This window comes from Staphylococcus sp. GDX8P80P, assembly GCF_017893095.1.
Taxonomy (GTDB): Bacteria; Bacillota; Bacilli; order Staphylococcales; family Staphylococcaceae; genus Staphylococcus; species Staphylococcus borealis.
In genome coordinates, this window is sequence record NZ_JAESMI010000020.1 from 1 (window position 1) to 12,301 (window position 12,301).

Genomic DNA, 12,301 nt, shown 5'->3' on the forward strand with positions numbered 1-12,301 from the left:
CTTTTTGAATATCTACTACAACATAATGTCCTCCAACCCTAATGGGACCGAGACAGAATTCTTTTAAATTCGTTGTCCACTCCCAGCTTGCTTTGCTTGTAGAATTTCTTGATGAAATTCTCTTTGCTGGGGCCCCGCCCGCAAGGATGACTAGAACTGAGAAAAGCTTGATTTAAGCGCCTTCTCAGTTCAGTCAGCTACTGCGAATTTGCTAAATAGCATTATTATATTATTTATGTCCCAAACTGCTCCTAAAATTTAAATAATTATTCAAAATTACCAAGGCATAGTGCCGTTACCATCAATAAAGGTACCTGTAGGGCCATCTTTATCAATAGTTGCAAGTTTAACAATAGGGATAACACCTTCTGATGCTGGTTTAGAATTGTTACTGAAGTCTCCAACTAAATCCGTGTTGGTTGAACCAGGATCAGCAGCATTGATTTGCATATGCGGTAATCCTTTCGCATATTGAACGGTCAACATCGTTACCGCTGACTTAGATGAACAGTAAGCTAATGAATTCACTTTAGATTCTTGTGTATCTGGATTAGTTACCATACCAAATGAACCTAAACCGCTACTTACATTGACTACCACTGGTTGTTCAGATTGTTCAAGAAGTGGTATGAAGGTGTTCATCATTCTGACAATGCCAAAGACATTTGTATTATAGACATTTTGAACATCTTCTACGGTTAAATCTGCAGGTCTTTTAAATCCACCTGAGATACCAGCATTATTGACTAATACGTCTAAACGTCCTTCTTGTTCTTGAATTGTTTTAAAAGCATTTTGGACTGAAGTATCATCAGTGACATCCAATTGAACAAATTCGACACCGAGTTCGTCAGCAGCTTTGCGTCCACGATCAGCGTCTCGAGAGCCAATGTAGACTTTATGACCTTGTTCTTTTATTTCTTTAGCAGTTTCAAAGCCTAATCCTTTGTTACCACCAGTGATTAACGTGATTCTTTCCATTATTTTGTCACCTCATTAGGCAAATATAGTTTGATTAAATGATTTCTAAATGTTTCATTAGAAAGTTGTCGTTCGTTTTTTTGAAATTCAAAGGTCTCAGTTGTTAAAGATTTTAATAGCATATCTGTTTTAAATATTGCCCAAGATTCGTCTGTATAATCATTAAATAAATCAAAGTAATATTGATTCAAATGTTTGAAGAAGTCACTTTCACGGAACAACTGGGCATTATCTTTACCTTCAATACAATGTAATAAATCACTATTATCCGTTTTAAATTTTAAAAATATATCAAGCGAATGGGTCATGATATCAGTTTTAGACGCATAGTGTGATTTGATTTCTAGCATTTGCGTCATAATGTCGTCGAAGTCATGTTCGATAATGCGATAGCATAGGTCACTTTTGTCTTTGAAATGTCGATATAGAGTACCCATACCAATATTCAATTCCTTAGAAATTCTGTTCATACTTACATTATCAACGCCTTCGGAATTAAATAATTCTAGTGCTTTGTCTTCAATACGTTGTCGATTCTTTAATGCATCCTTACGCATCATATCACCTCTTAAATAGATTTTGCTGACAAACGGATAACTGTCCGTTTATTATAAATCTTGTTAATGATGAATACAAATATAAAGGGTTAATTAATTTATTTTTTGAAAAGAGGGGTAAATATGTCATTAAATAAACATCAAAGACACGTGACGAGTGAAGAGTTGAAAGCACATTTCTATGAATCAACATTAAGTATTGAAAATATTGCTCAAGAAATGAATATTTCTATTGAAGAAGTGGAAAGGGTATTAGACATGGATGCCCCAAATGGTTTCTTTGGCAATAAATTGCAAACATTTATACACTTAGTGTGGGATGTTCGTGATTTAATCAATGACAACATTAGACAAAACGGGGATCAACCTGAAGATTATACGTATTTAAAAGGTGAAAAAGAAGATTATTGGTTTTTACAATAGGAGAGATAAATAATGAGTAAAAGTATATTAGTTATTGGTGCTACAGGAAAACAAGGTAATGCTGTGGTAAAACAATTATTAGAAGATGGTTGGCATGTTCGTGCTTTTACACGTAATCAACATAATGAAACATTGACTTCAATCGATAATGACCATTTAGAGATATTTGAAGGCGATTTAAGTCATCAAGATAGCTTAACAAAGGCTATGGAAGGTCAATATAGTGTTTATAGTGTTCAACCTATTATTGTAGACAATGTAGAAGAGGAATTACGTCAAGGTAAGATGATTATACAAACGGCGGAACAACAAGGTATTGAATATATTGTTTACAGCACTGCAGGTGGCGTCAATCGTGATCGTACAGGTCCTCACTTTGAAGCACTTGCTGAGATTGAGAATGAGCTTAAAGCAAGCGCGTTAAACTACACGATTATTAAACCGTCATTTTTCATGGATAATTTCTTAAGAATTACTAAAGTAGAGAATGGCGAAATTGTAATCCCTGAATTTATCGATAGAGATGTTAAATTTGCGATGATTTCTTCAATCGATATTGCTAAAATTGCAGCCAATGTGTTTGCGAATACTGACAAATATAAACACCAAGCCATTGAAATTGCTTCTGATGAACTTACGCTCAAAGACGTTGTGAAAACATTTGCTACGGTAACAGGAAAACCTACAGAAATTAAAGGGTCATTTTCAAGTGGCACTGCTGAACGTGGTTGGCTTGAAGAAAAAGGGTATGTGATTGATTTTAATCAAATGGATGAGATTAATCCCGGTCGTTTAACGTTAGAACAATGGATTAGTGAAGTAAATTTTTAATTTTTTAGAAAATGAGGGGGAAGAGTATGATTCAGTCAATGTGGTTTAATTTACATGTCGAAGATTTAGAACGTAGCGAGCAATTTTACAAAAATTTGGGCTTTGAAATCAATAAAAATCCAGATATGCTAGACAAAATGGTTGGTATTAAAATCGGACAAACGATTGTGATTTTAATTGAAAATAACCATTTTGAAAAAGTGACGCATGAATCAGTTTCAAAACAACCTAATGAAGTCATCATATCTTTAGGTATAAAAACGACTGATGAAGTGGATGAGTTAATGCATAAAGTGGAAGTGCTAGGCGGTAAAGTGATTGATGAGCCTGGGACTTATCAAGGATATTACGGTGCAACTTTTGCAGACCCAGATGGACATAAATATAATTTCTTAGTTTGTTAGTTCAATTAATTTTATAAAATACGCTAATTAATATACGCCCCAAAGTTAGAATGAGATCTAATGTTGGGGCGCATTTTTAATGAAAAAGTGATCATGAAGACGTTTTTTTATCTTTATATAGATTCATATAAATGATAGAAATAATGATCAAAATCGCACCGGTTATGAATTTAGGTGTTAATGGTAAAGGGAAAAAACGGAAAAGAAAATATAAACACAAATATAGGATTGAGAGTTCTTATAATATTCGCTTCACGAAACGAAATGTATTTCAAACCTTCATAAAATAATAAAAGTCCTATTACACCACTGCACAAAGCAGAAAGTAAAATAGAGAACAAACCTATGCCTATATGTATGGTATGTAAATGATTAGTCACAATTAATATGATACCTAGCAACAAAGTAGAAGTCGCCTGATTGTATAGTAAGATGGTTTTAGAATCAATGTCTTTAACGGTCTTTTTAGCTAACATATTCGTTAGCGCAAAAAAGAATGTATAAGATAGGGCGGCAATCACACCTAATATACTGTTAAAATCACCTGAAAAATGAGTAATCAAGAATGAACCTATAACAGCAAAAATTATAGGAAGGGTATCGTGTTTGCACAACGTTTCATTTAGAAAGAGAACTGAAAGAAACAACGCAAATATAATATAAAATCTTCCTAATAATCCAACACTAACTGGATCTAACAAACTTAAACTTACATATTGGAGTAAAATACCTATTGTATTAGTAATACCTAAGAGCCATATAGATTTGTTATGATAGATTTTTATTTTACTTTTATCGAATAATACAGTGATTAATAATATTAAAGTTGAAAACAAAGCATTAAAAAAACTTGCTTGAATAGGTGATAAATCAGTGAGTGAAAGTTTGTTTAATATTGGGGTTAAAGACATGATTGCTACGGAAATAATATTAAATAAATACCCTTTTTTAACCTTATTCATGGTATGCTCCTAAATATTTAAAAATTTCTTCATATAATCCATCTTGAAATGATAATAAATTTTTGTCTAATGGTTCTTTCGTAAGTATTCTTTCAGTAGTTTCTGAATATTTCGGTATATCTTTAAAATAGCTTACTTCAGCTTTTGTAATTGTAGTGGTATGGCCACTTGGTAGTATATAGTAACCTAAATAGTCTATATCATTTTCAGTGATGACAGCGCCAGACTCTTCATAAGCTTCTCTGATAGCTGTCTCATTCATCGTTTCATTATGGTTTACCTTACCTCCTGTTAATTCCCATGCTCTTTTTTTATTTTTAACAAAAACAAGATGTCCTTGATAGGTTAAAACAATTAAAACAGAATCATATTTTGTATCTGTCTCATTAAATTGAAGATTGATTTGGTCTATGTTCATTTTCTTGAACCTCCTTTATAAAGTAATCTATAACTCACACTAATCAATAAAGAAATATTATTTTATATTTATATAATAATAAAATTAATTATAATCCTTTTTCATTGAGAATGAAACTTCTCTAAAATAAAGAGTTGTGACAATTCGCTCTATATATAGACATATTTATGTAAATATACTAGCAATATGTGAAAGTAAACGAGTTAAATAAGTAGTTATTCGAGAGATAATGAAACGTAGTTGAGCGACGCCTGAGGGAGTTAGAACGATTGATGAACGTAAGTGCTCACACACTTACGTAAATAGTTCTAAGATAGATGACGAAGTGTAGTTGTGTAGACTCCTAGTGGAAAAGAAAGTGTCGAGTGACTACAGGCACGAGCCTTTCCCACAGGAAAGCGAAACAACTTAAACGAGTGAATATCTATCTAAGAACGTCTCTATAATATTCCAAGTTTAAAATTTTCCTACAAGAACTATGCACAGAAAAAAAAGACTGTTCTTAAAGTCGAAACCTTTAAGGACAGCCTAAGTCTTGATAATATGCTTTTAATTTTCTTCAATATTACCGTATTCTTCTCTTAAGTCATACACTTTATCAGGTGTAACGTCTTGACCAAGTGGGTCTAAAACTTTCATAGTAGAGAAAGTATGAAGTACTTGACCTCTAATCATACCTAAATATTCTTGTCTTAATTGATGTTGTTCTTGTTTTTCTTCAACGCTCAAACTTTCAACTTTTTCTTTATTTGCTAATTGATTAATTCTATTTAGTAATTCTCTCATTATTTATTCCTCCTAATTTGTATGTGCTGGGAAGTGGGGTACAATATACGTTCCAACTTCTTCTATGAGTTCTTCGATATCACGATCATCATTGGTAAATCTTAAGATAATATGATTTGTATTAATTGATTCATAAGCTTTTAATATTTGTAATAAATTTTTACGTCCAGTACGGAAACCACCTTTGATCGGTTTAACGGTTTCATTTGGATTTCGGGATAAATTAATCATTAAGATATTCATAAACGGTTTGAAACGGTCGGTACCACTGTGCCAAGCTTCAACTAATTTCTTTTGATCTTGAAAAGGTTGGGCGTAAAATAGCCAACCATCCATATGTTGTTGTAACCAGGACATAGACTGTCTTGAGTAGCCTGTACCAAACATAGGAATTGTATGATACTTAGGCAATGCTTGTAACCCTGAATCCTCATATAATTCAAAAATTGAATTTGAAATGTTGGGAGAATGTGATTGCCAAAGTGCTCTTAATGATTGAATGGTTGTTTGATAACGTTCTGTTAATTCACTTTCATCTACTTTAAATGCAGGGAATTCGAAAGAACGATCGCCGGTAGCCATACCGAGTAATAAACGTTGATTGGAAATGAGATCAAGTGAGGCTGCTGATTTAGCAAGGTGAATGGGATGTCGTAAGGTTGCTACGGTACTACCCGTACCTAGTGCAATCTTTGAGGTAAAGGCACTCAGATAGGTTAAAAAGACGAACGGATCATAATTCGTTGTAACCTTGCCTAAATGAGGACTGTACAGTGGATTATCTCTCACAAATAAACTTGCAAACCCCAAAGACTCTGCCTTTTGAGTGTATCTCACTTGTTCATCAAAATCTATATTATTTTGTTGTTTATTATCAAATGGTATGGATAAACCCAACGTCAATTTATTATTTTTGAACGTTCGTTTAAATCCCTTATGTTCATCGATATCTGACATGTCTTTCCCTCCTAACGCAATGAATATTAAAACAACATGTATTACTTAACTAACACTTGTTGTATAAATGTAATATACGCCCTATTTGATTAACATGCAACATACATGCTTATGAAACATGTTGTTTAGACAACAATGCTCAGTATGTGTTGATTAGATTAGCTTTTTCCATAAAAAAACTTCCAAGGCTATGCCTCAGAAGTTGAATTATAAGTGTGTTATATGATGAATTAAGAAAGGTAAATTTTTATCTATAAAAGCTTCAGCTGAAAGTGAACTTGTATTGAGCCAATGTCGGGCGAGACCACATAATCCTGAAGCTAGAAAACTCGCACTGTTAACAAGTACGTCAATATCCTGTTCAGGATAGCTATTGCGAAGCATAATGGTAAAAATATCCTCTAATTCATTATTGATACGTTGATGGGCTTGGTTACAGAACGTTTCACTATTCATCTTGCATGAATCTTGTACTTCAACCATATAATTGGCAATAGATATAAATAGATTAGTAATGACGGCTTCATTAATCATATCAGAAATAGCTAACGTGTCATTTAGATCTTTCAGAATCGTTTCAGATAAAGTGTAATCGAGAATATCATATTTATCTGTAAAATGTGCGTAGAAAGTAGCACGGTTGACTGTAGCACGTTCAGTAATATCTTTAACTGTTATTTGTGACATCTTTTTCTCTCGGGAAACCTCTTGAAACGCGTCTACCAGTAGTTTCTTTGTTCTAATAATACGCGGGTCTACCTTAGTCGTAGTCATTATAGGCACCTCCCTTATTGACTTATTACTTACATTAAATTATCTGTCGAAAAGAGAGGGTTGTCAAAGTTCACGCTTGCAATGATATGTAACCATCAACCTAGACAATAGAGTAGTCAAACTTCAATTTCCTAATAAAATTTTTAAATTAATGATGGTTAAAATTAATTATGAGACGAGTTTCTACTATTATAATAGTCAATTTTGTTCATTATCTAGTCAATTAGTCTGATTATAAGCAAAGTATACACTTTCTTGTCGTGATGTTTGATAATATACAGAATAATAATGAATTAAAAAGGAGAGCGATGTTTGAAACAATTTATCAAAATAGTTATGACCATACTGATATGTGTAGGTATCGGTGTATCCGTAACTTATTTAATTCGTGAAATAGATATTCAGCCATCTCAAATGTCTTTAAATGATGATAATCAATTTGGTGATTGGAATAGTGATGGACGTTTGACACATGGTTATGGCACTTATAATCATGGATTAGAATTTGAAGGCAATGACCGACATTATGGTAACGATTATGATTTACCTGAAGATACTGAAGTGCTAGCAGCAACAGATGGCGTTGTCACCAAATTATTTGAAGATGAATTAGGTGGGAAGGTCTTACAAATCTCAGAATCAAACGGACAATACCATCAGTGGTATATGCATTTAAATGATTTTAAAGTAACTCAAGGTCAAAAAGTAGCGGCTGGAGATGTCATTGCTTTATCAGGTAATACAGGTGAACAGACAACAGGGTCACATTTACACTTTCAAAGAATGAAAGGTGGTATAGGCAATGATTATGCTGAAGACCCACAACCTTTTATTGAGCAACTGCCCGAAGAAGAAGAAAGTTTATTTAATATTTAATACGTCAAACGAAATTGATGGTATAAAAATCTGAAGCCTACGTCGTGTTTCAGGTTTTTTTAGTTTCAACATTGCCTGCCATATCACAAAGGGTAAATGTTTGGATATAAGGATAATCATTAAATGTTACTTTTTAGAGAAAAAAACAAAAATAATATTCTGAAAATTTAGAATTTATGATATAGTAAAATCTATCATTACTTATATACGTGATTGCCATGAGGAGATGTTGAAACATCATAGCAATAACTCATAAGTAGGTTGATCAATTTAATAAGTGTGCAGAACAGACAACAGGAGGTTTTTTACATGACATCAACACTTAGAGAAATAGGCGTTAAAGATTTTACATTTAGAGTGCTATCGGGCGTAGCCATAGGTATCGTGGTGGGCTTAGTACCCAATGCCATTTTGGGAGAAATCTTTAAAGCGTTAATGCATCATCATCCATTTTTTGGGACATTGTTACATGTTGTACAAGCAATGCAATTTACAGTACCAGCTTTAATCGGCGCACTCATTGCGTTGAAATTTGACATGACACCATTAGCCATTGCAGTGGTTGCTTGTGCCTCTTATGTAGGTAGTGGAGCCGCACAATTTAAACATGGCGCATGGGTGATTGCTGGTATCGGAGACTTGATTAATACGATGATAACAGCAACGATTGCTGTATTATTCATCTTATTAATTGAAAAACGTGTCGGCAGTATGGCGCTCATTGTATATCCAACGATTGTAGGTGGATTGTCAGCTACAATTGGCGTATTCATTTTGCCATATGTACACATGATTACAACTGGCATTGGTAATATGGTTAATAGCTTCACAGAATTACAACCTGTATTAATGTGTATGCTTATTTCTATGGTCTTCAGTTTTATTATTATTTCACCGTTATCAACAGTTGCGATAGCTATTGCAATAGGAATTACAGGTCTTGCAGCAGGTTCAGCTTCTATTGGTATTTCAGCTACTGAAGCAGTATTGCTTATCGGTACTAGCAAAGTGAATCGAGTTGCAGTACCGATTTCTATATTCTTTGGTGGTGTGAAAATGATGATGCCTAATATGGTTAAATATCCAATCATCATGTTACCAATCCTTATAACTGCTGGTATATCAGGAATTGCAGGAAGTTTGATTGGTATTGCGGGAACGAAAGAATCGGCAGGATTTGGTTTCATTGGCATGATTGGTCCAATTAGTGCTTTTAAATTTTTACATATTGATTCTGCCTTGGTGAGTGTCTTACTCATTATTTTAGGATTCTTTGTTGTGCCATTAGTAACTGCATTTGTTTTAGATATGATTTTCCGAAAAGTATTACGTCTATATACCAACGACATATATAAATTTATGGGTTAACGTCCTATTAAATAGGAATTGATAAAGTGTTGAATATCGCATTTTATCAATTCTTTTTATTTATAAATATTGAGAAAAAATAGAAATAAATCGTGTTACAATAAAAATGAAATGATACGTTACAAAAAGGGTGAATGGTTAATGGCTAATAAAATCGAAAAACTAGCACTAAAGACAGCAGAACTTACAAGACAAACACATGATTTGGGTATTCCAATTATGATTATATTTGAAGGTGTCCCTGCCTCTGGAAAAACACGCTTATCAAATGAATTATTACTTAACTTTGATGCGAAATATACACATTTTATTGCAACACAATCACCTCAAAAGGATGATTTAAGATATCAATTCTTACAAAAATATTGGAATACATTGCCTAAAAAGGGTGATATCAATGTTTACTTTAGAAGCTGGTACTCTCATTATTTAGATTATCGAGAGAATGAAATTAAGCATGATAGATACAAAAACTATGATGTCTTAAAAGAACAAATTGCGTCTTTTGAAGATATGTTAATCAAAGATAATTATGAAATCATTAAATTCTTTATTGAAATTAATGAAGATAAAAGACAAGAACATATTAAGCAAACGAAAGAAAATCCATTAATGCGTTGGAAAGTTCAAGAATATGGCAGTGTCTTATCAACAGAAACATATTTAGAGGATATGCATCAATTTATTAAACAAGATCAACAATGGCAGATTATTGATTATACAGAACGACAATCAGCAATCGAAAAAATGTATGAACACATTATACAACGTTTAGAACAAGCCATTGCCAAACATCATGCGCAAGATAATGAACGTGATGGTGACTTTACTGAGCACTTTAGTACCAATATGTTTGATATCGAAGTAGATAAAGTATCCAAAGAAGCATACAAATCATTGATTAGTGAATTACAAAAACGCATGCGAGAAATACAATTCGCATTATATGAGCGAAAAATCCCACTCATTCTTGTGTTTGAAGGTATGGATGCAGCCGGCAAAGGTGGTAATATCAAACGTATTAGAGAAAAGCTTGATCCAACTGGTTATGAAGTCAATGGCATTAGCGCACCTACTGACGTTGAATTAAAACATCATTATTTATGGCGCTTTGCAAAAGATATGCCGCGAAGCGGACACATCGAGTTATTTGATAGAAGTTGGTATGGCCGTGTATTAGTTGAGCGTATTGAAGGATTTGCAACAATGAATGAATGGCAACGTGCTTATGAGGAAATTAATGCATTTGAAAAGATGTGGACAGATGAAGGTGCAATCATCTTAAAATTCTTCCTTACATTAGATAAAGACGAACAGTTGAAGCGTTTTAAAGATCGTCAAAATAACGTCGATAAACAATGGAAAATCACGGATGAAGATTGGCGTAATCGTGAAAAATGGGATTTATACGTCGAAGCAAGTCATGACATGGTTAAAAAAACACATACAACCTATGCACCGTGGTTAGTTGTACCCGCCGACCATAAGAAAACATCAAGAATAGAAATTATGAAATATATTATTCGTAAATGTGAAAAAGTATTATGGGGCGTTAAAGATTATGAATGAATATGATTAAATAATAGGAACCAAGAAACGGTAGAAAATCATAGCGTTTCTTGGTTTTTTTAAAGTTATATAGATAAATTGAATCGTTCGGAGTTGTTAGAAATATTACGGTATTGTAACAAAACGGCAATTTGTAATATTACAGATAATGTAAAACAGTTGTAAATTTCTTAAAAAAGTATTGTAAATCCTTATTTCATAATGAAATTTTAAACCATTTGTTCAAAAATAATTGTTACAAAGCGAAATACTTATATTTCAATGTTACAAAACAAGGTGTCTATTGTAATTTTTTGTAAGAAAAGCGTAATACTACTGGCGTTTTTTTATGATATAGTACTTATTGTCAAAAGTTAAACACAGAGCAAAACACAATAACTAAAGAATATAACATAACGAAAATATAAACTAATTTTTTTTGGAGGAATTTTTTATTATGAAAAAAACAGTAATCGCGTCGTCATTAGCAGTAGCTTTAGGAGTAACAGGTTATGCATTAACTACAGATAACAGTGCACATGCATCTGAATCAACTACTAATTATGCACAATTAGCTAACTTAGCTCAAAACAACCCATCTGAATTAAATGCGCACCCAGTACAAGCTGGCGCATACAACATCTCATTCGTTAAAGATGGTTTCAAATATAACTTCACTTCTGATGGTCAATCTTGGTCTTGGAATTACACTTACGTTGGTGGTGCTGACACAGTAGCAACTACACAAGCTGCTCCAGCTGCTCAATCAACTGATTACTCAGCTTCTTACAGCAACGAAGCGTCATCTCAATCAGTAAGCTCAAACCAACAATCAAGCAACACTAGTGTTAGAACAGTTTCTGCACCAACAACTACTTCATACTCAGCTTCATCAGCTTCAACTGGTGGATCAGTTAAAGCTCAATTCTTAGCTAACGGTGGTACTGAAGCTGCTTGGAACGCTATTGTAATGCCAGAATCAGGTGGTAACCCTAACGCAGTTAACCCAGCTGGTTACAGAGGTTTAGGTCAAACTATGGAATCATGGGGTACTGGTTCAGTAGCACAACAAACTAAAGGTATGATTAACTACGCTAACAGCCGTTACGGTTCATTAGATGCAGCAATTGCATTCCGTAATAACAACGGTTGGTGGTAGGATTTACTCAGATAACTGGATAGCACATCGAGTTATCGAGGAAAGAGGTCGACATGATGGTCGGCCTCTTTTTTTGTTGTATAGAGAAAACCATACGCTATGCGTATGGTTCAGAAAAGGTTTCACCGTTATCTAAAAAAATACATCTCTACGTGCTAGAATAATTGGGTTGCTGACCAATATATATTCTAGCACGTAGAGATGCATTTTTTAGATATCGGTGAAACCTTTTCTGGAGTCCGGGACATACTGTTATT

14 protein-coding genes are annotated in these 12,301 nt (G+C 33.5%); 7 read left to right on the top strand and 7 right to left on the bottom strand.

Features of this window, described 5'->3' with window-relative positions; translation table 11 throughout:
- Window positions 1-276 precede the first annotated feature (276 nt).
- Together KA858_RS02625 and KA858_RS02630 are read right to left on the bottom strand one after the other, a co-directional pair.
- Window positions 277-981 (bottom strand): SDR family NAD(P)-dependent oxidoreductase, encoded by a 705-nt coding sequence (locus KA858_RS02625; RefSeq protein WP_210134941.1) that lies wholly within the window; start codon window positions 979-981, stop codon window positions 277-279.
- Complete coding sequence (locus tag KA858_RS02630) at window positions 981-1,538, bottom strand: TetR/AcrR family transcriptional regulator (protein ID WP_210134942.1); 558 nt, start codon at window positions 1,536-1,538, stop codon at window positions 981-983. The genes KA858_RS02625 and KA858_RS02630 overlap by 1 nt, the downstream gene beginning before the upstream one ends.
- A 123-nt stretch (window positions 1,539-1,661) precedes the next feature.
- On the opposite strand from KA858_RS02630, the gene KA858_RS02635 reads away from it, so the two are divergent.
- The 3 genes from KA858_RS02635 to KA858_RS02645 are packed head-to-tail and all read left to right on the top strand — an operon-like array spanning window position 1,662 to window position 3,196.
- A complete protein-coding gene (locus KA858_RS02635; protein WP_107629156.1) occupies window positions 1,662-1,961 on the top strand; it encodes a DUF2316 family protein in 300 nt (99 codons plus the stop codon).
- Window positions 1,962-1,973: 12 nt separating this feature from the next.
- A complete protein-coding gene (locus KA858_RS02640) occupies window positions 1,974-2,792 on the top strand; it encodes an NmrA/HSCARG family protein (protein ID WP_210134943.1) in 819 nt (272 codons plus the stop codon).
- Window positions 2,793-2,818: 26 nt separating this feature from the next.
- Window positions 2,819-3,196, top strand: a complete 378-nt coding sequence (locus tag KA858_RS02645) for a VOC family protein (RefSeq protein ID WP_107629154.1) — start codon at window positions 2,819-2,821, stop codon at window positions 3,194-3,196.
- A gap of 170 nt (window positions 3,197-3,366) precedes the next feature.
- Here the strand turns inward: KA858_RS02645 and KA858_RS02650 are convergent, their stop codons facing one another.
- From KA858_RS02650 to KA858_RS02670, 5 genes are all read right to left on the bottom strand, one after another.
- A complete protein-coding gene (locus KA858_RS02650) occupies window positions 3,367-4,158 on the bottom strand; it encodes a DMT family transporter (protein WP_245342017.1) in 792 nt (263 codons plus the stop codon).
- The gene (locus KA858_RS02655) at window positions 4,151-4,576 is read right to left on the bottom strand and encodes an NUDIX hydrolase (RefSeq protein ID WP_210134944.1); all 426 of its coding nucleotides are present in this window, start codon (window positions 4,574-4,576) and stop codon (window positions 4,151-4,153) included. The genes KA858_RS02650 and KA858_RS02655 overlap by 8 nt, the downstream gene beginning before the upstream one ends.
- Window positions 4,577-5,125: 549 nt before the next feature.
- Window positions 5,126-5,362 carry a DUF896 domain-containing protein gene (locus KA858_RS02660; protein ID WP_210134945.1) on the bottom strand — a complete coding sequence of 79 codons (237 nt, stop codon included), beginning with the start codon at window positions 5,360-5,362 and terminating at the stop codon, window positions 5,126-5,128.
- A gap of 12 nt (window positions 5,363-5,374) precedes the next feature.
- Window positions 5,375-6,319, bottom strand: coding sequence for an LLM class oxidoreductase (locus KA858_RS02665; protein ID WP_210134946.1), 945 nt, complete (start codon window positions 6,317-6,319; stop codon window positions 5,375-5,377).
- A 207-nt stretch (window positions 6,320-6,526) separates the two neighbouring features.
- Entirely contained in the window at window positions 6,527-7,093 is a 567-nt protein-coding gene (locus KA858_RS02670) for a TetR/AcrR family transcriptional regulator (RefSeq protein WP_210134947.1), read from the bottom strand.
- Between the two features lie 336 nt (window positions 7,094-7,429).
- On the opposite strand from KA858_RS02670, the gene KA858_RS02675 reads away from it, so the two are divergent.
- The 4 genes from KA858_RS02675 to KA858_RS02690 all read left to right on the top strand — a co-directional run bounded on the left by KA858_RS02675 (window position 7,430) and on the right by KA858_RS02690 (window position 12,044).
- Entirely contained in the window at window positions 7,430-7,969 is a 540-nt protein-coding gene (locus KA858_RS02675) for a M23 family metallopeptidase (protein WP_210134950.1), read from the top strand.
- Between the two features lie 309 nt (window positions 7,970-8,278).
- Window positions 8,279-9,337, top strand: coding sequence for a PTS sugar transporter subunit IIC (locus KA858_RS02680; protein ID WP_210134948.1), 1,059 nt, complete (start codon window positions 8,279-8,281; stop codon window positions 9,335-9,337).
- A gap of 141 nt (window positions 9,338-9,478) precedes the next feature.
- Window positions 9,479-10,906: a phosphate--AMP phosphotransferase gene (locus KA858_RS02685; RefSeq protein ID WP_210134949.1), complete on the top strand. Its 1,428-nt coding sequence runs from the start codon at window positions 9,479-9,481 to the stop codon at window positions 10,904-10,906.
- A gap of 436 nt (window positions 10,907-11,342) precedes the next feature.
- Entirely contained in the window at window positions 11,343-12,044 is a 702-nt protein-coding gene (locus KA858_RS02690) for an aggregation-promoting factor C-terminal-like domain-containing protein (RefSeq protein ID WP_053028866.1), read from the top strand.
- Window positions 12,045-12,301 lie beyond the last annotated feature (257 nt).